17 protein-coding genes are annotated in these 21,690 nt (G+C 68.3%); 14 read left to right on the forward strand and 3 right to left on the reverse strand.

The annotated features are described in order from the left end of the window. Window positions 1-37 precede the first annotated feature (37 nt). The 9 genes from HQ325_RS09565 to secA all read left to right on the forward strand — a co-directional run bounded on the left by HQ325_RS09565 (window position 38) and on the right by secA (window position 12,619). Window positions 38-1,198, forward strand: a complete 1,161-nt coding sequence (locus tag HQ325_RS09565) for an alkane 1-monooxygenase (protein WP_222628388.1) — start codon at window positions 38-40, stop codon at window positions 1,196-1,198. Window positions 1,199-1,312: 114 nt separating this feature from the next. Continuing rightward, on the forward strand, window positions 1,313-2,824 hold the full coding sequence (gene ahcY / locus HQ325_RS09570) for an adenosylhomocysteinase (protein ID WP_222628391.1): 1,512 nt from the start codon (window positions 1,313-1,315) through the stop codon (window positions 2,822-2,824). 40 nt (window positions 2,825-2,864) lie between these two features. Continuing rightward, window positions 2,865-3,548, forward strand: a complete 684-nt coding sequence (locus HQ325_RS09575; RefSeq protein WP_222628394.1) for a dTMP kinase — start codon at window positions 2,865-2,867, stop codon at window positions 3,546-3,548. Between the two features lie 5 nt (window positions 3,549-3,553). After that, window positions 3,554-4,231 carry an MtrAB system response regulator MtrA gene (gene mtrA, locus HQ325_RS09580; protein ID WP_027506869.1) on the forward strand — a complete coding sequence of 226 codons (678 nt, stop codon included), beginning with the start codon at window positions 3,554-3,556 and terminating at the stop codon, window positions 4,229-4,231. 28 nt (window positions 4,232-4,259) lie between these two features. Next, window positions 4,260-5,945: an MtrAB system histidine kinase MtrB gene (gene mtrB / locus HQ325_RS09585; protein WP_222628396.1), complete on the forward strand. Its 1,686-nt coding sequence runs from the start codon at window positions 4,260-4,262 to the stop codon at window positions 5,943-5,945. Next, window positions 5,942-7,726: an MtrAB system accessory lipoprotein LpqB gene (gene lpqB, locus HQ325_RS09590; RefSeq protein WP_374107197.1), complete on the forward strand. Its 1,785-nt coding sequence runs from the start codon at window positions 5,942-5,944 to the stop codon at window positions 7,724-7,726. Before mtrB ends, lpqB begins: the two co-directional genes overlap by 4 nt. Before the next feature lie 55 nt (window positions 7,727-7,781). Beyond that, on the forward strand, window positions 7,782-8,435 hold the full coding sequence (locus HQ325_RS09595) for a ComF family protein (protein WP_222629159.1): 654 nt from the start codon (window positions 7,782-7,784) through the stop codon (window positions 8,433-8,435). A 454-nt stretch (window positions 8,436-8,889) separates the two neighbouring features. After that, the gene (hpf, locus tag HQ325_RS09600) at window positions 8,890-9,480 is read left to right on the forward strand and encodes a ribosome hibernation-promoting factor, HPF/YfiA family (protein ID WP_308014358.1); all 591 of its coding nucleotides are present in this window, start codon (window positions 8,890-8,892) and stop codon (window positions 9,478-9,480) included. Between the two features lie 220 nt (window positions 9,481-9,700). Next, complete coding sequence (gene secA, locus HQ325_RS09605) at window positions 9,701-12,619, forward strand: preprotein translocase subunit SecA (RefSeq protein WP_222628400.1); 2,919 nt, start codon at window positions 9,701-9,703, stop codon at window positions 12,617-12,619. Between the two features lie 30 nt (window positions 12,620-12,649). Here secA and HQ325_RS09610 read toward each other — a convergent pair whose 3' ends face one another. Then, window positions 12,650-13,201: an Rv3235 family protein gene (locus tag HQ325_RS09610; protein WP_222628402.1), complete on the reverse strand. Its 552-nt coding sequence runs from the start codon at window positions 13,199-13,201 to the stop codon at window positions 12,650-12,652. A 253-nt stretch (window positions 13,202-13,454) separates the two neighbouring features. Here HQ325_RS09610 and HQ325_RS09615 point away from each other — a divergent pair, with 253 nt between their 5' ends. The 5 genes from HQ325_RS09615 (at window position 13,455) to HQ325_RS09635 (ending at window position 19,400) form a co-directional block, all read left to right on the forward strand. Beyond that, window positions 13,455-14,879 carry a wax ester/triacylglycerol synthase family O-acyltransferase gene (locus HQ325_RS09615; RefSeq protein WP_222628403.1) on the forward strand — a complete coding sequence of 475 codons (1,425 nt, stop codon included), beginning with the start codon at window positions 13,455-13,457 and terminating at the stop codon, window positions 14,877-14,879. A gap of 54 nt (window positions 14,880-14,933) precedes the next feature. Then, the gene (locus tag HQ325_RS09620; RefSeq protein WP_261777779.1) at window positions 14,934-15,443 is read left to right on the forward strand and encodes a hypothetical protein; all 510 of its coding nucleotides are present in this window, start codon (window positions 14,934-14,936) and stop codon (window positions 15,441-15,443) included. A 100-nt stretch (window positions 15,444-15,543) separates the two neighbouring features. After that, window positions 15,544-16,659, forward strand: a complete 1,116-nt coding sequence (locus HQ325_RS09625; RefSeq protein ID WP_222628407.1) for a ferredoxin reductase — start codon at window positions 15,544-15,546, stop codon at window positions 16,657-16,659. A gap of 145 nt (window positions 16,660-16,804) precedes the next feature. Further along, window positions 16,805-18,070 carry a fatty acid desaturase gene (locus HQ325_RS09630; RefSeq protein ID WP_222628409.1) on the forward strand — a complete coding sequence of 422 codons (1,266 nt, stop codon included), beginning with the start codon at window positions 16,805-16,807 and terminating at the stop codon, window positions 18,068-18,070. Window positions 18,071-18,149: 79 nt separating this feature from the next. Further along, a complete protein-coding gene (locus tag HQ325_RS09635) occupies window positions 18,150-19,400 on the forward strand; it encodes a fatty acid desaturase (protein ID WP_222628412.1) in 1,251 nt (416 codons plus the stop codon). 19 nt (window positions 19,401-19,419) lie between these two features. On the opposite strand, the gene rsgA is transcribed toward HQ325_RS09635, so the two are convergent. Continuing rightward, window positions 19,420-20,442: a ribosome small subunit-dependent GTPase A gene (rsgA, locus tag HQ325_RS09640; RefSeq protein WP_374107198.1), complete on the reverse strand. Its 1,023-nt coding sequence runs from the start codon at window positions 20,440-20,442 to the stop codon at window positions 19,420-19,422. Then, the gene (aroA, locus tag HQ325_RS09645; RefSeq protein WP_222628416.1) at window positions 20,406-21,689 is read right to left on the reverse strand and encodes a 3-phosphoshikimate 1-carboxyvinyltransferase; all 1,284 of its coding nucleotides are present in this window, start codon (window positions 21,687-21,689) and stop codon (window positions 20,406-20,408) included. The genes rsgA and aroA overlap by 37 nt, the downstream gene beginning before the upstream one ends. Between the last annotated feature and the right edge of the window lies 1 nt (window position 21,690).

Here is a 21,690-nt window from a genome sequence, read left to right on the forward strand (position 1 = left end):
TCGTCTCGGAATCCACTCGATGTCGAGGAGTTGACGTATGGCGCGGCGGTGGCACGACCCGAAGAAGCTGCTCTGGCTGTTGGGGATGCTCGCGCCCGCGTCCGCACTGCTGCCGTCCCAGCTGGTCCTGCACACCGGTGTGTCGGTGTTCTGGTGGAGCGGTGCGATGCTGTTCTTCCTCGTCATCCCGGTGGTCGATGCCCTGGCGGGGGAGGACGGCAACAACCCGTCCGACGCACAGGTGCGGGATCTCCAACACGACCGCTTCTACCGGTGGTGCACGTTCCTGTTCCTGCCGGTGCAGTACGCCGGACTCGTCGTCGCCTGCTACCTCGTCACCTTCGGCACCCTGTCCGCCGTCGACAAGATCGGCTACGCGGTCAGCGTCGGTCTCGTCGCGGGCATCGGAATCAACGCGGCGCACGAGCTCGGGCACCGCGTGGAGACCAATGAGCGCTGGCTGGCCAAGATTGCTCTGGCGCAGAGCCTGTACGGCCACTTCCACGTCGAACACAATCGCGGTCACCACGCTCGCGTCGCGACGCCCGCCGATCCGGCCAGTGCGCGCATGGGCGAGTCCCTGTATCGCTTCCTGCCCCGGAGCGTCGGCGGCGCGGTCGTGTCCGCCTGGACACTGGAGAAGCAGCGTCTCGAGCGCAAGGGCAGTGGCGTGTGGACTGTCCGCAACAACGTTCTCAACGCCTGGGCCATGTCCGCTGCGCTCTTCGGTGTCCTGGTCGCCGTCTTCGGCGTCGGCATCCTCCCGTTCCTGATGCTGCAGGCGGTGGTCGGAGTGATGACCCTCGAGTCGGTCAACTACATCGAGCACTACGGCCTGCTCCGGGCGCGCACACCCGCGGGTCGGTACGAGCGATGCGCGCCGCGCCACAGTTGGAACAGCGACCGCATCGTCACGAACATCTTCCTGTACCACCTGCAGCGGCACAGCGACCATCATGCGAATCCCGGTCGGCGATTCCAGACGTTGCGCACCTTCGACGAGGCACCGCAGCTGCCGGCCGGCTACGCGACGATGGTCGTCCTCGCGGCCGTCCCGCCCCTGTGGCGTCGACTGATGGACCCCAAGGTCGTCGCGCACTACGACGGCGACGTCACTCGCGCGAACCTGCAGCCGAGCGCCCGTGCTCGACTGGAACGGCGCTGGGCGACCGTTCCCGAACGCGTCGCAGCCGCCTGACCCGTCGGCGCGAGACGCCGGAACCGGACACGTCGTGGCCCCGACCCACCCGCGGGCGGCGGTGAGCCGATAGCCTGGAAGCCGATCATCAGCCGACAGGAGTGGCATCACACAATGACGACATCGACATCGCCCGACATTTCGAGCACCGAGGCGCTGCAGGCGGACATCCGCGGTGGCATCGAGTTCAAGGTCGCGGATCTCTCGCTGGCTGAGTACGGCCGCAAGGAGATCGGGCTCGCGGAGCACGAGATGCCCGGCCTCATGTCCCTGCGTCGCGAGTACGCCGACGTGCAGCCGCTGAAGGGCGCACGGGTTTCCGGGTCGCTGCACATGACGGTCCAGACCGCCGTCCTGATCGAGACGCTGGTCTCGCTCGGCGCCGAGGTGCGGTGGGCGTCGTGCAACATCTTCTCCACCCAGGACCACGCGGCCGCCGCGATCGTCGTCGGACCGCACGGCACGCCCGAGGACCCGCAGGGAATCCCGGTGTTCGCCTGGAAGGGTGAGTCGCTGGCCGAGTACTGGTGGGCCGCGGAGAAGATGCTGACCTGGCCGGTGGCCGAGGACGGCACCCCCCGCCACGCCAACATGATTCTCGACGACGGCGGAGACGCCACGATGCTGGTGCTGCGCGGTGCGCAGTTCGAGAAGGCCGGCGTCGTGCCCCCCGTCGACGAGGACCGCGACTCCGACGAGTACAAGGTCTTCCTGGGACTGCTCCGTGCTTCGCTCGCGCAGGACGCCACCAAGTGGACGAGCATCGCCGAGTCGGTCAAGGGCGTCACCGAGGAGACCACCACCGGCGTGCTGCGCCTGTACCAGTTCGCCGCTGCCGGCGAGTTGACCTTCCCGGCGATCAACGTCAACGACTCGGTCACCAAGAGCAAGTTCGACAACACCTACGGCACCCGCCACTCGCTGATCGACGGCATCAACCGCGGCACCGATGTGCTGATCGGCGGCAAGAAGGTCCTCATCTGCGGTTACGGCGACGTGGGCAAGGGCAGCGCCGAGTCGCTGGCCGGCCAGGGCGCCCGCGTCCAGGTCACCGAGGTCGACCCGATCAATGCCCTCCAGGCACTCATGGACGGGTTCGACGTCGTCACGGTGGACGAGGCGATCGGCAAGGCCGACATCGTCATCACCGCGACGGGTAACAAGGACATCATCACGCTCGACCACATGCGGTCGATGAAGGACAAGGCCATCCTGGGCAACATCGGCCACTTCGACAACGAGATCGACATGGCCGGCCTCGAGCGGTCCGGATCGACGCGCATCAACATCAAGCCGCAGGTCGATCAGTGGATCTTCTCCAGCGGCAAGTCGATCGTCGTCCTCTCGGAGGGCCGTCTGCTGAACCTCGGCAACGCCACCGGCCACCCGTCGTTCGTCATGAGCAACAGCTTCTCCAACCAGGTCATCGCGCAGATCGAGCTGTGGACGAAGCCGGACGAGTACGACAACGAGGTCTACCGCCTCCCGAAGCACCTCGACGAGAAGGTCGCCAAGATCCACGTCGAGGCCCTCGGTGGCACGCTGACCAAGCTGAGCAAGGAGCAGGCCGAGTACATCGGTGTCGACGTCGAGGGCCCGTACAAGCCCGAGCACTACCGATACTGACACTCGGTCTCGTAGGCGTCGAGAGGCAGGAGCGGAGTCGATGGGCACTCTCGTCGCGATCGAGGGCGTCGACGGAGCGGGCAAGTTCACGCTCTCGTCCCGCCTCACGCACGCATGGGAGGCCGCCGGCGTGGACGCCGTCCGCGTCGGCTTCCCCCGCTACGGGGAATCGATCCACGCCGATCTCGCCGCCGAGGCATTGGCAGGCGAGCACGGCGATCTGGCCGCGGGTGTGAACTCGATGGCCGTGCTGTTCGCTCTCGATCGTGCCGGTGCGGTGTCCGACCTTCGTCGGATGCTGTACCGGCACGACGTCGTTCTGCTCGACCGGTACGTCGCGTCCAACGCGGCGTACTCGGCCGCGCGCGTGCATCAGGACGCGGACGGCGAGATGGTCGAGTGGGTGCGTGCGCTCGAGTTCGACCGCCTCGTCCTGCCGCGCCCCTCGGCCCAGATCCTTCTCGACGTTCCGGTCGAGGTCGCGGAGCAGCGTGCGCGCGGCCGCGAGCAGGAGGATCCGTCCCGCGCCCGCGACGCGTACGAGCGTGACGGCGGTCTCCAGGCCCGCACCGCGGCGGTCTACGCGGGGCTCGCTGCGGCGTCGTGGATGTCGCCGTGGTTCGTCGTGAACGGCGCGCAGGCGGACGGCGAGCAGATCGACGTGACGAGACTCGCCGCCGAACTTCTCAATCAGACTGCGGAGTACGACGGGATGACACGATAGTCGCCATGAAGCCACGAATTCTGGTCGTCGACGACGATACGGCTCTTGCCGAGATGCTCACCATCGTCTTGCGCGGTGAGGGATTCGAGCCGTTCGTGGTGGGAGACGGCACCCAGGCACTGTCCGCCGTCCGGGAGAACCGACCGGATCTGGTGCTGCTCGACCTGATGCTGCCCGGGATGAACGGTATCGACGTCTGCCGCGTTCTGCGCGCCGACTCCGGCGTGCCCATCGTGATGCTCACGGCCAAGACCGACACGGTCGACGTCGTGCTCGGACTCGAGTCCGGCGCCGACGACTACATCATGAAGCCCTTCAAGCCGAAGGAGCTGGTGGCCCGCGTCCGCGCGCGGCTGCGACGTACCGAGGAGGAGCCGGCCGAGCTCCTGTCGATCGGCGACGTCGTCATCGACGTTCCGGCGCACAAGGTCACCCGCGACGGCTCGCTCATCTCCCTGACGCCGCTCGAGTTCGACCTGCTGGTGGCGCTGGCCCGCAAGCCTCGCCAGGTCTTCACTCGTGAGGTGCTGCTCGAACAGGTGTGGGGATACCGGCACGCCGCCGACACCCGCCTGGTGAACGTCCACGTCCAGCGGCTGCGCGCCAAGGTGGAGACGGACCCGGAGAACCCCGAGGTGGTTCTCACAGTGCGCGGTGTCGGGTACAAGGCGGGCCCGCCGTGATCGGAGCCGATCGGTCGCGGGACGGTCGGTGATCTTCTCGTCCCGCTCCCGCCGACGCATCAACGGAACCTTCTCGCCTCTGGTGCGACGGTCCCGCTCTCTGTGGGCTGCCGCCGGCCACGCCTGGCGTCGGTCGTTGCAGCTGCGCGTCGTCGTGTCGACACTGACGCTGTCGCTCATCGTCATCACGATCCTCGGTGTCGTGCTCACCAGCCAGATCACGGATCGCCTCCTCGACACCAAGATCGATGCCGCCACGAAGGAGTTGGACCGTGCGCGCTCGTCCGTCGAGAGCCAGTTGGCGGGCGACGACTCGACCTCGATCTCGAACCGGTTGGAGCTCGCCCGGTCCGGTCTGACGAGTCGGGACACGGAGAGCGGCGCGGACAGCACGTCGGCCGGCACGTTCGATCCTGTGCTCATCGTTCCGGGCGACGGCGCTCGCGACGAGTTGTTCACCGGCCCCGCCGACCAGATCCCGCAGACCCTGCGTTCGTTCGTGCAGGCCGGTCAGGTGAGCTACCAGTACGCGACCGTCACGGAACCGGACGGTTACTCGGGTCCTGCTCTCATCGTCGGCAGTCCGACCGCGTCCGACCTCTCGACCCTCGAGCTGTACCTGGTGTTCCCGCTCGCGGGTGAGGATCGCAGCCTCGCCCTCGTCCGCGGAACCCTGTTGATCGGCGGCGCGGTCCTGTTGGTGCTGCTCGCGGCCATCTCGATGCTCGTCGCCCGGCAGGTCGTGGTGCCCATCAGGTCGGCGTCGCGCATCGCGGTGCGCTTCGCGGACGGCCGACTCAAGGAGCGGATGCCGGTACGCGGCGAGGACGACATCGCCCGTCTCGCCATGTCCTTCAACGAGATGGCCGAGAGCCTGTCGAAACAGATCACCCAGCTCGAGGAGTTCGGAAACCTGCAGCGCCAGTTCACGTCCGACGTCTCGCACGAGCTGCGGACGCCGCTCACCACGGTCCGGATGGCCGCCGAGCTCATCCACGACGCCAGTGAGAGTCTCGATCCGCTGCTCAAGCGCTCGTCCGAGTTGCTGGTCGCCGAGCTGGACCGTTTCGAGACACTGCTCAACGATCTGCTCGAGATCTCCCGCCACGATGCGGGCGTCGCCGAACTGGCGTCCGAGCAACTCGATCTCCGCATGTGTGCTCGCGCCGCGGTGTCCACCGTGCGGCACCTCGCCCGCGAGACCGGCACCGAGCTGATCGTCGACATGCCGGACGAGCCGGTCAACGCCGAGGTGGATCCACGCCGTGTCGAACGCGTGCTGCGCAATCTGCTGGCGAACGCCCTCGATCACGGGGAGGGCAAGCCCGTCCTGCTGCGCCTGCGCGCGGACGACGACGCCGCCGCCTTCGTCGTGCGCGACCAGGGTGTGGGCCTGCGCCCCGGCGAGGAGAAGCTCGTGTTCAACCGTTTCTGGCGATCGGATCCCTCCCGCGTGCGGCGCTCGGGTGGAACGGGTCTCGGGCTGGCCATCAGTCTCGAGGACGCTCGCCTGCACGACGGCAAGCTCGAGGCCTGGGGCGAACCCGGGCAGGGCGCCTGGTTCCGCTTCACGCTGCCGCGTGTGCGCGGTCGCAAGGTGGTGTCCAGCCCGCTGCCGCTGCGCCCCGTCGGCCGCAGGTACGCACAGGGACAGCCCCTTCCGGCAGCGCGTCCGACGAGTGTCGGCGCCGCAGCGGGGGAGCAGCGACCGTGAGAGAACGCACCGTGCCCCGGCGGAGAGCCGGCCTCGTGGCCGCCGTCGTCGCGCTCGCGCTCGTCGCGTCCGGATGCGCGTCGCTGCCCGCGTCCTCCGCGCCGCAGGCCATCGGCACCGTCGCGCGTGGCCCGATCGAGCAGGAGCTGCCCGTGCCCGCCTCGGGTCGCGAACCCAACCTTCTGGTCCGCGACTTCGTCAAGGCCAGCACCGATCCGGCGGACGACCACGCGGGCGCGCGTCAGTTCCTCACGGCGAACGCCGCCTCGGAGTGGAACGACGGCGCCAGCGTCATCGTCGTGGACAAGGTGGACGTTCTCGAGGACTCCCGGTCGAGTGACGCCGCGCAGTACACCATCCGAGCCAACCGGGTGGGGCAGCTCGATCAGGGTGGGCAGTACCGCGCCGAGCAGGGATCGTTCGAGACGCAGGTGACACTCGCGCGCGAGGACGGCGAGTGGCGGATCGACGAGCTGCCCTCCGGAGTCGTCATGGACCGGACCCAGTTCCTGACCTCGTACCAGCGCAAGTCGCTGTACTTCGTCGACCCCACCGGCACCGAACTGGTGCCCGATCAGCGTTGGGTGAACACCACGCAGGATCGCATGACCGAGACCCTCACCGCCTTGCTTCAGGCCGGTCCGCGACTGTCGCTGGAACCGGCGGTGCGCAACGTGTTCAACGGGGTCACCACGGCCGGGCCCATCACGAAGGCAGACGGTCGTACCTCGGCCGTCGGCATCGGTCTCGGCGGAGTCCGCATCGACTTCCGCGGCGCCGGGGCGCTCGATCGCGCGACCCGTGAACTGCTTGCGGCGCAGATCATCTGGACCTTGGCCGAGGCAGAGGTGTCGGGGCCGTACGTTCTTCTCTCGGACGGCGCACCGCTGGACCCGAACTACCCGGACGGCTGGACCACCGCCGAGGTCGCGGAATTCGACCCGCTTGCGGTGACGGGTGCCGACGTGGGCCTGCACGCGCTGCGCAACGGTGGACTGGTGCGCATCGGAACCGATGGCGTGACACCGGTTCCCGGCTATTTCGGCACCGTGAACAACATGCGGTCCATCTCGTTGTCCAGTGACGGAACGCTCGTCGCGGCGGTGTCGGACACCGGCCGAGCCGCACCGCAGCCGCCCGACGCCCTTCTCGTCGGGTCGTACGGCGGGAACGCCTTCCCGGTCGCGGAGGGCGGATCGATCACCAGGCCCACCTGGGGCCCGGACCGCGATGCCGTGTGGGCGGTGCTGGACGGCAGCGTCGTCAAGCGTGCGGTGCGCGATCCGGCCACCGGCCAGGTGTCGGTGGCGGACGTGGACTCCGCCGACATCGCCGAGTTGGGTGGCCAGATCACCGAGCTGCGCCTCTCCCGCGACGGGGTGCGCGCCGCCCTGATCGTGGACGGGGCCGTCTACGTCGCGGTGGTGGTTCGTCGCGCCGACGGTACGTACGCTCTCCGGGAGCCCGAGGCGGTGGCCAACGGCCTGGCCAGTGCGGCTCTGTCCCTCGACTGGAGCACCGGCGACACGGTGGTCGTGGCCCGAGCGGCCACCGACATCCCGATCGTGCAGGTGGCGGTCGACGGGTCTCGCCTCGACGGATTGCCGAGCCGCAACCTGACCGCTCCCGTCGTGTCCGTCGACGCGTCCGCGTCGAGCACCTACGTGGCCGATTCGCGCGCGGTCTTCCAGATCGACGACAGCGACCCGGCGAGCGACCGGTACTGGCGCGAGGTTCCGGGTCTGACCGGTACGAAGTCCGTCCCCGTCCTGCCGGGCTGAGGAACGGACACCTGTCGGAGGCCTGCGGCACAGTGTGCCGGTGCCGACGACCTTGATGGATCTGATCCTGCCGCGCGAGTGCGGCGGCTGCGCGCGCGTCGACGCGTCGTGGTGCCCCGCGTGCGCCGCCGCGCTCGACATGGCGCCGCTGTCGGCGCGTCCGCGTGTCGATCCGGGTGTGCCGTGCTGGGCGCTCGGCCCGTACGCCGGCCCCCACCGTGCGTCGATCCTGGCGATGAAGGAACGCGGTCGGCGGGACCTCGCGGCACCTCTCGGGGTCGCCCTCGCCGCCGCCGTGACGCGTCTGCGTGACGCCGGGGAGATCGATCCACCCGAGCTCTCACCACTGGTGCTCGTCCCGGCCCCGTCCCGACGCCGCGCGGCACGGGTGCGCGGTGGCGATCCGATCCTGCGTACCTGCCGCCACGTCGCGCGGGTGCTCACAGCGGAACCCGTTCTCGTCGAGCCGCTGCTGAGAGTGGACGCGCGGGTGCGCGACTCCGTCGGACTCACCGCCGGCGAGCGTGCCGACAACCTGCGAGGGCGGGTCCACGTCCGGAGTGCGGGCGTCGCCGCGATCGGTCGTGGACCGGTGCTGCTCGTCGACGACGTGGTCACCACCGGGACCACCGCCGCGGAATCGGTGGCAGCACTGCGACGGTCCGGTGTCGGTGTGGACGCGGTGCTGGTTCTCGCCGCCGTGCGCTGACGTCGTCGGTCCGTCACAGTGCCTGTCCCGGTGCCGGAAAGAGAGCCTGAAAAGGTCCCGTGAATATCCCGTGAACAGTGGCAGACCATCCGGGGAGCGACTACGGTCAGGGCCACGATCGATCCTCGCTACCGGGTCTGGAGGTGATGCCTCACCACCGAAGGCGCCGGGCGGTCCGCGCTCCGGTGTCACCGTTCTTCCGCTGCGCCAGAAGCGATCTCGGCGCGGCCTCTATCGGGAGGTACGTATGACGACCACGTCACCAGTGACGACTGCACACACGAGCACCCACCGGGTGCACGCGCATCCCCGCGAAGCTCACGCCCACGGCCCGGAGCAGAACGACTCCGCCGCCCTCGACTCGACCGACACCACTGCGGATTCCGTCTACTTCGACGATGTACCCAGTGCCGCCCCGGCCGCCGACAGCTCGAGTGCCGAGCCCGCCGCCGAGGTGGTGGTGAAGGGTCGCAACGTCGAGATACCCGACCACTTCCGTACGTACGTCTCCGAGAAGCTCGCTCGCCTCGAGCGCTTCGATCCCACCATCCACCTGTTCGACGTCGAGCTGTTCCACGAACGCAACCGTCGGCAGTCCAAGAGTTGCCAGCGGGTCGAGATCACCGTGCGGGGCAAGGGACCCGTCGCGCGTGCCGAGGCCTGCGCGGACAGTTTCTACGCCGCCCTCGAGTCCGCGACCACCAAGCTCGAGAGCCGGCTCCGACGTACGAAGGACCGCCGCAAGGTCCACTACGGAGAGAAGCGGCCCGTGTCGGTGGCCGAGGCGACCGCCGCGCTCGTCGAGGAGGCCGTCACCGCTCCGGTCGCGGAGGCGCCGGCCGTCGACGAACAGTCCACCGAGGGCCCCGGCACCGTGGTGCGCGTCAAGGAGCATCCGGCCGTGCCGATGACCGTCGACGACGCCCTGTACGAGATGGAGCTCGTGGGCCACGACTTCTTCCTGTTCCACGACAAGGAATCGGACCGGCCTTCCGTGGTCTACCGCCGTCACGCGTTCGACTACGGACTGCTGCGCCTGTCCTGACGGTCGCACCGCCACTTCGACCACATCGGGCGTCCGCTCCGGCGGGCGCCCGGCGTCGTGCGCGGAGCATCCGGTGTGCCTCACAGCGCACTGTCAGGCTCGACGCCTACGATGGTTCCGCCGGGAGACTGACGAGGTCTCTCTGCGACGAATCGAGCCCCCCGTGTGGACGAGCTCGGTTCACGCCCCACGTACCCGATATTGAGGACGAGTAAAGCCCGTGCCGACGTTGTCGTTGTCCAAGTTGCTCCGTGTCGGTGAAGGTCGCATGGTGAAGCGGCTGAAGCACATCGCCGACCACGTGTCGTCTCTGTCGCCGGACGTCGAGTCCCTCTCGGACGCGGAACTGCGTGCGAAGACCGACGAGTTCAAGAAACGGCACCAGGACGGCGAGAGCCTCGACGAGCTGCTGCCCGAGGCGTTCGCGGTCGCCCGCGAGGCGTCCAAGCGAGTGCTGTCCCAACGGCACTTCGACGTGCAGATCATGGGCGGCGCCGCGCTGCACTTCGGCAACGTCGCGGAGATGAAGACCGGCGAGGGCAAGACACTCACCTGCGTCCTCCCGGCCTACCTCAACGCGCTGTCCGGTGAGGGCGTCCACGTGGTCACGGTCAACGACTACCTGGCCAAGCGCGACTCGGAGTGGATGGGTCGCGTCCACCGCTTCCTCGGTCTGAGTGTCGACGTGATCCTCTCGGGGATGACGCCCGCCGAGCGCCGCGCCGCCTATGCGGCGGACATCACCTACGGCACCAACAACGAGTTCGGCTTCGACTACCTCCGCGACAACATGACGCACTCGCTCGACGACCTGGTCCAGCGCGGCCACAACTTCGCCGTGGTCGACGAGGTGGACTCGATCCTCATCGACGAGGCCCGTACCCCGCTGATCATCTCGGGCCCCGCGGACGCATCGTCGAAGTGGTACCCCGAGTTCGCCCGCATCGCGCCGATGATGAAGAAGGACGTCCACTACGAGGTGGACATCAAGAAGCGCACGGTCGGCGTCCACGAGGCGGGCGTCGAGTTCGTCGAGGACCAGCTGGGCATCGACAACCTGTACGAGGCGGCCAACTCTCCGCTCGTGAGCTACCTGAACAACGCCATCAAGGCGAAGGAGCTCTACCAGCGCGACAAGGACTACATCGTGCGTGACGGCGACGTCATCATCGTCGACGAGTTCACCGGCCGCATCCTGGTGGGTCGCCGCTACAACGAGGGCATGCACCAGGCCATCGAGGCCAAGGAGAAGGTGGAGATCAAGGCCGAGAACCAGACGCTCGCCACGATCACGCTGCAGAACTACTTCCGGCTGTACGACAAGCTCTCCGGCATGACCGGTACCGCCGAGACGGAGGCGGCCGAGCTCCACCAGACGTACTCACTCGGTGTCATCCCCATTCCCACCAACCGCCCGATGGTGCGTGTGGACAACGGCGACCTCATCTACAAGAGCGAGGAAGCCAAGTTCAGCGCTGTCGTCGACGACGTCGTGGAGCGGCACGAGAAGGGTCAGCCGGTTCTGATCGGTACCACCAGTGTCGAGCGCTCGGAGTACCTGTCCAAGCAGTTCACCAAGCGCGGTGTCGCGCACAACGTGCTCAACGCCAAGTTCCACGAGCAGGAGGCGACCATCATCGCCGAGGCCGGCCGGTCCGGTGCGGTGACGGTGGCCACCAACATGGCGGGTCGCGGAACCGACGTGGTGCTCGGCGGCAACCCGGACATCATCGCGGACCTCGCGCTGCGCGGGCAGGGGCTCGATCCCGTCGAGTCGCCGGAGGAGTACGAGGCGGCGTGGGAACCCACACTGGAGAAGGTCAAGGATCAGGTCCGTGAGGATGCGGACAAGGTCCGCGACGCGGGTGGTCTCTACGTCCTCGGTACCGAGCGGCACGATTCGCGCCGCATCGACAACCAGTTGCGAGGACGCTCGGGTCGTCAGGGTGACCCGGGGGAGAGCCGGTTCTACCTGTCGCTCGGCGACGAGTTGATGCGCCGGTTCAACGGTGCCGCTCTCGAGTCGATCATGACGCGACTCAACCTCCCGGACGACGTTCCGATCGAGGCCAAGATGGTCTCCAAGGCCATCAAGAGCGCGCAGACGCAGGTCGAGCAGCAGAACTTCGAGATCCGCAAGAACGTCCTCAAGTACGACGAGGTGATGAACCAGCAGCGCACCGTCATCTACGAGGAGCGCCGACGCATCCTCCGCGGAGAGGACATGGAGGGCCAGGTCGAGCAGATGATCACCGACGTGGTCACCGCGTACGTCGACGGAGCCACCTCGGAGGGTTATGTCGAGGACTGGGACCTCGAACAGCTGTGGACCGCACTGAAGACGCTCTACCCGGTGGGCGTGCAACACACCGATCTCGCGGCGGAGAACGAGTTCGGCGAGAAGGGCGACCTCTCGCGCGACGAACTGCGCGAGGCGCTGCTGGACGATGCTCGGGCGGCCTACGCCACGCGTGAGGCGGAGATTAACGAGATCGCCGGCGAGGGCGGTATGCGCGAACTCGAACGCCGCGTGCTGCTGTCCGTGCTGGACCGCAAATGGCGTGAGCACCTCTACGAGATGGACTACCTCAAGGAGGGCATCGGTCTGCGTGCGATGGCGCAGCGCGATCCTCTCGTCGAGTACCAGCGCGAGGGTTACGACATGTTCACCGGCATGCTCGACGGGTTGAAGGAGGAGTCCGTCGGGTTCCTGTTCAATCTCCAGGTCGAGGCAGCCGCGCCGAGCCCCGCGGCGGCCGCGGGCCTGCAGGTGGGCGCGGGACTGCAGTCGCCTGTCGCGGCCCGACCGGCAGCGCAGGCCGCTCCCACCGCACAGGCCGCGCCGGCAGCGCAGGCCGCTCCCGCGGCGCCGCGTCGAGCCGAACCGACTGCGGAACCGGCGCCCGAACCGCGGCCCGCCGCGCCTGCCGCGCTGCGCGCCAAGGGGCTCGACGAGGAGTCGACCGGTCGCCTGACCTACTCGGGTCCGGACGAGACGGGCGGCACCTCGGTTCGCCGCGCCGGATCGGGGTCTCCGACGGGCGAGTCGAGCTCCGGTACCCGTCGTGAGCGTCGGGAGGCGGCTCGGGCCGGGGTCAAGCCGGTCAAGCGTGCGCCGAAGGCCAAGCGTCGCAAGTGATCCGCTCGTCCTGAGGCGGACATCGCCGCCTCAGGACAGACGCAGGCTCGTGAGCACCCAGGCAGGACCGGCGGTGTTGCGGCGTGCCGTGAGGCGCGCCGCGACAGCGAACACGCGGGTGCCGCGCGAGTAGGTGCCGAAGACTTCGACGTCGCCGTGGGCCGCGCCGTCGGGCACCGGTCCGGCGGCGCGCACGTGCACTGTCCGGACGACGGCGACACCGAGGGTCCGCCCGGGGACTGCCGCCGTCGACAGGGCGGTCGCCATTCCCACCATCGCCGGCGACAGCACCGCACGCAGCGACGCCGCGGGCCGGCGGCGGTCCACCACCTCGAGGGTCAGACGCAGGACGCGATCGGCGACGTGTCGCGCGGCCGCGGCGGTACGGGCGTCGGCCTCCGACGGTCCGACCGCGGTCCGGGTGGGACGCGGGGTCGATCGTCCGGAGTGCGGGCCGGGGCGCGGTGACGAGATCGACCGCCCGGCCGACCGGGTCGTGGGGCGCGCAGGCGCGGCAGTCGCGCCGATCTCGGGTGGCTCGGACCTCGGCAACCGAGCCACGTGAACGACCTCCGATGTCATGCGTTCCCCTCCATGCTCGTACCTGCGCGGCCACGGCCGGTGTGCGGCGAGTGTTGCACGCACGGATGCGGTTCCGGCCTGTCGACGCAGATGCGGGGCGCGGTCACACCACAGCCGATCAGGGTCGGTGAATTCCGACGAGGACGACGGGGAACCGACACGGCGCGGACCACGTGGACGATCGTGGGCGTGGTCGGTCTCCTCTGCCGTGCGAGACTGGGAGCCGTCACACTCGACCGAGGGGATTCGCGCGTTGGCCACCAGACTCACCACTCAGGACGCGTCCTTCTACTTCCTGGAGGCCAGCACGACTCCCATGCACGTGGGGTCGCTCGCCGTCTTTCGCCTCCCGCGCGGGGGCTTCAGTTACGACGAACTGCTGACTCTCGTCGAGAGCCGACTCGCTCTCGTTCCGCGCTACCGCCAGAAGGTGCGCGAGGTGGCCTTCGGCCTGGCCCGGCCGGTGTGGGTCGACGATCGCGACTTCGACATCACGTACCACATCCGGCGGTCCGCGCTACCCAAGCCCGGATCGACCGAACAGCTGCACGACCTGGTCGCGCGCCTCACCTCACGACCCCTCGATCGCACGAGGCCCCTGTGGGAGATGTATCTGGTCGAGGGACTGGCCCGGAACAGATTCGCGATCTTCACCAAGTCGCACTCGTCGATCGTGGACGGCGACAAGGCGCTCGAGATCAGTCAGGTCATCCTGGACGCCACCAAGGCACCCACTCCGATGGCCGAGGAGTTGTGGATGCCCGCGCGGGAACCGTCGGAGAAGGCGCTGGTGGCCCAGGCGCTCGCCGAGTTGGTGTCTCGACCGGGGGAGGGCGTGGACGCGGTGCGCGGCGCCGTCGGAGACGTCACGCGGGCCGCGGGGGAGGCCGTGCGCGCCGTGGGCAAGTTCGCGGCGGTGGTCCGCACCGCGGCGCAGACGGCACCGACGAGTCCGTTGAACACGACCATCTCCCGCAACCGCCGGTACTCGGTGGCCAAGACGGACCTCGACGACTACCGGCTGGTGCGGTCGAAGTTCGGGGGAACGGTCAACGACGTCGTGCTGACGGTCGTGTCCGGCGCTCTGCGGAACTGGTTGCTCTCGCGGGGTGAGCCCATCGGCCCGTACACCACGGTGCGCGCGATGGTGCCCCTGTCGGTGCACGCGGCGGTCACCGGGACGGGCGACGAGGGCGACGTGCCCCCCAACGAGGTCGAGTCCTTCCTCATCGATCTGCCGGTGGGCGAACCGAACGCAGTGGTCCGGTTGTCCCACGTGTCGCACGCGACGGAGGCCCACCTGCGACAGAGCCCGGGTGTGACGGCGTCGACGCTCATCACACTGTCCGGCTTCGCGCCGGCCACGCTGCACGCGATGGGTGCACGCGTCGGGTCGAGTTTGTCCCAGCGCATGTTCAACATCATCGTCACCAACGCTCCGGGCCCACAGTTCCCGCTGTACGCGGGCGGTGCACGCATGCTCGAGATGTATCCGGTGCCACCGCTCGTGCGCAACCAGGCGCTCAGCATCGGCCTGACGTCCTACGACGGCAACGTCTACTACGGTGTGAACGCGGACCGGGCGGCGATGCCGGACATCGACGTGATCACCACGTTGTTGCACGAGGCACTCGAGGAACTGGTCGACGCGGCGCGCGACGACAAGAGCGTCCGCTGACGACGGTGAGGGAGTGAGGCGCAGGTGAGGGTGTTCGTTCCGGCGACCATGCGGATGTTGCAGACACTGGTGGACGAGGGTGAGTTCTCGCCGGTCAGTCGTACGGCGTTCGCCGTGACGCCGAGACTGCGGGAGGCGTACGTCTCCGGTGACGACGACGAGCTGGCCGACGTCGCGCTGCGGGAAGCCGCGCGTGCGTCGCTGCGGTTGATCGGCGGCGAGCCGGATCTCGATTCCGACGGTGACGACGGCGGGGACGAGGTGGCCGATGCCACCCCGAGCTTTCGCCGAGTCGTCATCGCCGCCGACATCGATCCGGTGACGCTGCGCCCCGATCTCGACGACGCCGTGGTGCGCCTGCCGGCGCCCCTCTCGCTGACCGAGGTTGCGGCGGTCCACGTCGATCTCGCGGCGGCCGAGTCCGCGGTGAGCGCCGCGGTCGCCGCGGTGGACGAGGCCGACCTGGGAGATCCCGACGCCGAGTTCGTGCTGGGAGACGTCGAGGATCATGAGCTCGCCTGGTACGCACCGCAGGAGATACCGTTTCTCCTGGAACTGCTCTGACTCTGGAACTGCTCTGACACCGGAACTGCTCTGACACCGCCACGCTCCGTCGCAGTCGTCGACTGCGTCCGTGGTGGCCGCTCGATCGAGGAGATGTGACATGGGATTCAAGGACTGGCTCGAGGCCCCGGCGGCGAGCGTGTCGTCTCCGCGCAGGCCGTCGCTGAACGTGGTGCGTGGCGCTGTCGCCCGCATCACCACGCCGTTGATTCCCGACGACTATCTCCACCTGGCCAACCCGCTGTGGTCCGCGCGTGAGTTGCGCGGCCGCATCGTGCGGATCGAGAAGGTGACCGGCGACGCCGCGACCATCGTCATCAAGCCGGGATGGGGTTTCGACTTCGACTACAAGCCGGGTCAGTACATCGGCATCGGCCTGCACGTCGACGGTCGGTGGCACTGGCGCTCGTACTCGTTGACGTCGCCTCCGGACTGGAAGGACAAGCAGATCTCCATCGCCGTCAAGGCGATGCCGGAGGGTTTCCTGTCGTCGCACCTCGTCGGCGGTGTGCCGTCGGGCACCATCGTGCGTCTCGCTGCACCGAAGGGGAACTTCGCACTTCCCGAGCCGCCGCCCGCCAAGATTCTCTTCGTCACTGCGGGCAGCGGCATCACTCCGGTGATCGGCATGTTGCGCAGTCTCGATGCGCGGGGTCACATGCCGGACGTGGTGCACGTGCACTCGGCTCCCACGGCGGACGACGTGATGTTCGCCTCGGAGCTGTCGGCCCTCGACGCGAAGTACGACTCGGTCGTGTCCCACGTGCAGCACACCCGCTCGGACGGCAAGTTCGATCTGGGGTCGCTCGACGAGCACTATCCGGACTGGCGCGAGCGTCAGACGTGGGCGTGCGGCCCGGCGGCGATGCTCGACGACATCGAGAGGGTGTGGCGGGAGGCGGGGGTCTCGGAGAACCTGCACACCGAGCGGTTCGAGATCGTCCGTACCGGCGCGCCGAGCGACGGTGGCACGGTCACGTTCTCCGTCTCCGACCGCACGGTGGCGGTGGACGGTGCCACCACCTTGCTGGAGGCCGGCGAGAAGGCCGGTGTGCGAATGCCTTTCGGATGCCGCATGGGGATCTGTCAGACGTGTGTGGTTCCGCTGACCGACGGTCACGTCCGAGATCTCCGCTCGGGCAAGGAGCATGCGCACGGCGAGCGGATCCAGACATGCATCTCCGCGGCCGCCGGGGACTGCACTCTCGAACTCTGACTCCGTCGGCCCCGGGTCGCTCCGCGGGTGGGTGATCGCACACACACCCTGCACACAGGCTCGTCCGCTATTCTCGGAAAAGCCTGCCCGCCGATACCGAATCGGTGCGAGGAATGGCGTACCGCGATCCGGGGAGTAGACCAGCATGGCCATCACGGACATCTTGGAGTTCGCACATCTGACCGACGAGGACATCGAGTCCCTCGGTCGTGAACTCGATGCCATCCGTCGGGACGTCGAGGACACCCGAGGACGCAAGGACGCGGAGTACATCCGCCGCACCATCGCGTTGCAGCGTGCGCTCGAGGTCGGTGGACGACTGGCGATCATGGGATCTCGGTGGCGGTCTGCCGCACTGGTGGGCGCAGGTCTGCTGGCGGCCAGCAAGATCATCGAGAACATGGAGTTGGGACACAACGTCTCTCACGGTCAGTGGGACTGGATGAACGATCCGGAGATCCATTCGACGTCGTGGGAGTGGGACCAGACGGGCCCGTCCGCGCACTGGAAGCGTGCACACAACTACTCGCATCACACGTACACGAACATCGTCGGCATGGACCACGACGTGGGCTTCGGGATCCTTCGGATGACCCGCGACGAGAAATGGCGGCCTCGTAACCTGGTGCAGCCCCTGGGCAACCTGGTGCTGGCACTGACGTTCGAGTGGGGCATCGCTCTGCACGACCTGGACGCGGCGAAGCTCGAGGCCGGTGTTCCCGCCACGGAGCTCCTCTCGGAGCCGAACAAGGAGTTCGCCCGGAAGGTCGCGTCGCAGGTCGGCAAAGATTTCGTGCTCTTCCCGCTGCTGGCGGGTCCGGCGTGGCGTCGTGCACTCGGGGCCAACCTCACCGCCAACGTGGTGCGAAACCTCTGGGCGTACGCGGTGATCTTCTGTGGACACTTCCCGGACGGGGCCGAGAAGTTCACGATGGGCCAGTTCGAGTCGGAGACCCACGAGGAGTGGTACCTCCGGCAGATGCTCGGTAGTGCCAACTTCACGGCCGGCCCCACGATGGCGTTCATGAGCGGCAACCTCTGCTACCAGATCGAACACCACCTGTTCCCGGATCTGCCGAGCAACCGATACGCCGAGGTGGCCGTGCGCGTGCGCGCCCTCTGCGACAAGTACGACCTGCCGTACACCACCGGCAACCTGGCGACTCAGTACTGGAAGGCGCTGCGCACCATCTTCAAGCTGTCGCTGCCCGACCAGCTGCTTCGTCGCACGTCGGACGACGCCCCGGAGACCAGTTCGGAGCGCCGTTTCCAGGGTGCCGGCTCGTCGGTCGTGGATCGCGTGCGGTTCGATCCGGTCACCGGTCGCAAGCGCGGACTGCGATCGGCCATGCACGAAGCACGACTCGAAGCGCGCCAGGCCGTGAAGAGGGTCACAGATACGACGGCGTAACCTACGGGTGCGTAACTTCCGGTAGAGTAACCACGGTCAGGCCCGCACGGGCATCGACCACCTGCCGAGGAGTGATCACATGGCGATTTCCGACGTCAAGGAATATGCCCACCTCACCGAGGCCGACGTCGAGGCGCTGGGCCATGAACTCGACGCGCTGCGTCGGGAGATCGAGGAGTCGCGCGGCGAGAAGGATGCGCGGTACATCCGCAACACCATCCGTTTCCAGCGCTCCCTCGAGGCTCTCGGCCGCACCACGATGCTCGCCAGCAACCACCGCGCCGCATGGTGGGCCGGTAGCGCGATGCTCGGCGTCTCGAAGATCGTCGAGAACATGGAGCTCGGCCACAACGTCATGCACGGCCAGTGGGACTGGATGAACGACCCGGAGATCCACTCCACCTCGTGGGAGTGGGACAACACCGGTCCGTCCGAGCACTGGAAGCAGACCCACAACTACATCCATCACAAGTACACCAACGTGCTGGGGATGGACGACGACGTGGGCTACGGCCTCATCCGCGTCACGCGTGACCGCAAGTGGGTCCCGTTCAACGCCGGCAACCTCGTCTACAACACGCTGCTGATGCTCCTGTTCGAGTACGGCGTGGCGGTGCAGCATCTCGAATTGGGCAAGGCCGTGAAAGGCCGTGTGCCCAAGGAGGAGACGCGACGCAAGCTGAAGGAGGTCGGCGACAAGGTCGGCCGCCAGATGCTGAAGGACTACGCGATCACGCCGGCCATCACGTCGCTGTCGCCCGCCGCGTCCTATCGGAAGACGGTGACCGCCAACATCATGGCGAACGTCATCCGCAACATCTGGACCAATGCCGTCATCTTCTGCGGTCACTTCCCGGACGGTGCGGAGAAGTTCACGCGCCACGACCTCCAGGACGAGACGCAGGGGCAGTGGTACCTCCGACAGATGTTGGGCAGCGCCAACTTCCACGCCGGACCGACCCTCGCCTTCATGTCGGGCAACCTCTGCTACCAGATCGAGCACCATGTGTTCCCCGATCTGCCGAGCAACCGGCTCGCGGCGATCAGCGTGCGGGTCCGGGAGCTGTGCGAGAAGTACGACCTGCCTTACACCACAGGGCCGTTCCTCGCCCAGTACGGCAAGTCCTGGCGCACCATCGCGAAGCTGTCGCTCCCCGACAAGTACCTCAAGGCCACGGCGGACGATGCTCCGGAGACGGCATCCGAGCGCAAGTTCGGCGGCCAGGTCACGTCCACCGTCGATCCGGTCACCGGGCGTCGTGCCGGTCTGCTGACCGCGATCAAGGGGTCCGAGCGCGGCAAGGGACTGCGAAAGCTGCTCTCGCGCTGACCGACCGAAGGAGACTCCGTCAGTAGGAGTCGTTCGACATCACAGCCACCAACAGCAGGCGGACCGCGGCGACGCGGTTCGCCTGCTGTCCTGTCAGCGTGTCCAGAGCGCACTCCGGGTCGGCCGGCGGACCGAGGTGCGTGCAGCCGCGCGGGCAGTCCTCGATGGTGACGGCGAGGTCCGAGAACGCCGCTACGACGTCCTCCGGAGAGATGTGGGCCAGCCCGAAGGACCGGATACCGGGAGTGTCGATGACCCAGCCGCCACCCGGAAGATGCAGCGACACCGACTGAGTCGACGTGTGTCGTCCCTTGCCGACGCCGGAGACGATTCCCACGGCGCGGTGTGCTTCCGGCACCAGCCGGTTCACCAGAGTCGACTTGCCCACCCCCGAGTGGCCGATCAGCGCGGACGACTTCCCGGTGATCATCGACAGGAGCTCGTCCAGCGGACGATCCCTACCCACGAGCACCACCGGCACGTCGAGGTCGGCGAAGACTGCGGCGAACTCGTCGGAGGCCGCCAGGTCGTCCTTCGTCAGACACAGCACGGGACGCAGACCGCCCACGAACGCAGCCACCATCGCGCGCTCGACGAAGCCCGAACGCGGCGGCGGGTCCGCCAGCGCCACCACGATCAGCAGCTGATCCGCGTTGGCCACCACCACGCGTTCGTACGGATCCGTGTCGTCGGCGGTGCGACGCAGTACCGTTCGGCGATCGTCCACGCGGACGATCCGGGCCAGTGCGTCGACTCGTCCCGAGACGTCGCCCACGATGCCCACCGCGTCACCCACGACGATCGGGGTCCGGCCCAGTTCGCGCGCCCGCATGGCGACCACGAGGCGTTCGGGATCGTTGTCGATGACACAGCCCCACCGGCCTCGGTCGACCGAGACCACCATCGCGTCCGACGCGTCGGCGTGTGTCGGCCGGGTCTTCGTTCGGGGGCGCGTGCCCTTACCCGGTCGGACACGGACGTCCGACTCGTCGTACACCCGCCGGATCAGCGTGCACCACCTCCGGCGAGCATGGCGCTCCACAGGTTCGAGAACCCCGGCAGCGTCTTGGCCGTGGAGTCGATGTCGTCGACCTCGACGCTGGGGACGACGAGACCGATCACGGCGCCCGCCGTGGCCATGCGGTGGTCGGCGTACGCCCGCCACGGTCCGCCGTGCAGCGGCGCCGGCTCGATGATCAGGCCGTCCTCGGTCTCCTCGACACCGCAGCCGAGTGCGCCGAGTTCCGCCGTGAGTGCGGCGAGTCGATCCGTCTCGTGCCCGCGCAGATGGGCGATCCCGCGCAGGCGCGAGGGGGACCCGGCCAGGGCCGCCATCGCCGCGACCGTGGGGGTCAGCTCGCCGATGTCGTGCAGGTCCACGTCGACGCCCTCGAGTTTCTCCGGCCCCCGCGCCGTGAGCGACTCGGCAGTGAGCACCACCTCGGCACCCATCGACGTCAGGATGTCACGGAACGCGTCACCGGGCTGCGTCGTGCGGACGGGCCACCGGGGCACGGTCACCGCACCGCCGGTGACGGCCGCCGCGGCGAGGAACGGGGTCGCGTTGGACAGGTCCGGTTCCACGACACGGTCGACCGGAGCCACGCCGCCGGGATGCACGCGCCACCGGTTCGGGACGCCCGAGTCCTCGGGGGTCTCCACCTCGATCCCGCTCTCGCGCAGCATCTCCACCGTCATGTCGATGTGAGGCATCGACGGCACCGGGGGACCGACGTGCTCGATGACGAGCCCCTCGTCGAACCGCGCCGCCGAGAGCAGGAGCCCCGACACGAACTGGGACGAGCCGGACGCGTCCAGTCGGACCGTTCCGCCGCGGACCCGGCCCGTGCCGTCGACGACGAACGGCAACCGGTCTCCGCTCACGGGAACACCGAGGGCGCGGAGCGCGTCGAGGATGGTCTGCTGTGGGCGCGAGCGGGCGTGCTCGTCGCCGTCGAAGCGCGAGCGACCGGTGGCCAGCGCGGCGACCGGGGGAACGAAGCGCATGACGGTGCCGGCCAGACCGCAGTCCACGTCGCCGCCGTGGCCGGGTCCGGGTGTGATCCGCACCGTCGTCCCGTCGTCGGCGGACTCCACGACGGCACCCAGGGTGCGCAACGCGTCGATCATCAGATCGGTGTCGCGACTGCGCAGAGCGCCGGTCACCGTCGACGGTCCGTCCGCGAGCGCGGCCAGGATCAGGGCGCGATTGGTGATCGACTTCGACCCCGGGAGATCGACGGTCGCACGGACGGGCTGCGGGGCGAGGGGCGCGATCCAGGACGTCACG

The sequence above is a fragment of the Rhodococcus sp. BP-349 genome (assembly GCF_019835845.1).
GTDB lineage: Bacteria > Actinomycetota > Actinomycetes > Mycobacteriales > Mycobacteriaceae > Rhodococcoides.

Bases quoted from the DNA above. Each gene is read 5' to 3' on its own strand.
- HQ325_RS09565 (WP_222628388.1), top strand. From the start codon at position 38: ATGGCGCGGCGGTGGCACGACCCGAAGAAGCTGCTCTGGCTGTTGGGG.
- ahcY (WP_222628391.1), top strand. From the start codon at position 1,313: ATGACGACATCGACATCGCCCGACATTTCGAGCACCGAGGCGCTGCAG.
- HQ325_RS09575 (WP_222628394.1), top strand. From the start codon at position 2,865: ATGGGCACTCTCGTCGCGATCGAGGGCGTCGACGGAGCGGGCAAGTTC.
- mtrA (WP_027506869.1), top strand. From the start codon at position 3,554: ATGAAGCCACGAATTCTGGTCGTCGACGACGATACGGCTCTTGCCGAG.
- HQ325_RS09595 (WP_222629159.1), top strand. From the start codon at position 7,782: ATGGATCTGATCCTGCCGCGCGAGTGCGGCGGCTGCGCGCGCGTCGAC.
- HQ325_RS09610 (WP_222628402.1), bottom strand. From the start codon at position 13,201: ATGACATCGGAGGTCGTTCACGTGGCTCGGTTGCCGAGGTCCGAGCCA.
- HQ325_RS09620 (WP_261777779.1), top strand. From the start codon at position 14,934: ATGTTGCAGACACTGGTGGACGAGGGTGAGTTCTCGCCGGTCAGTCGT.
- HQ325_RS09625 (WP_222628407.1), top strand. From the start codon at position 15,544: ATGGGATTCAAGGACTGGCTCGAGGCCCCGGCGGCGAGCGTGTCGTCT.
- HQ325_RS09630 (WP_222628409.1), top strand. From the start codon at position 16,805: ATGGCCATCACGGACATCTTGGAGTTCGCACATCTGACCGACGAGGAC.
- HQ325_RS09635 (WP_222628412.1), top strand. From the start codon at position 18,150: ATGGCGATTTCCGACGTCAAGGAATATGCCCACCTCACCGAGGCCGAC.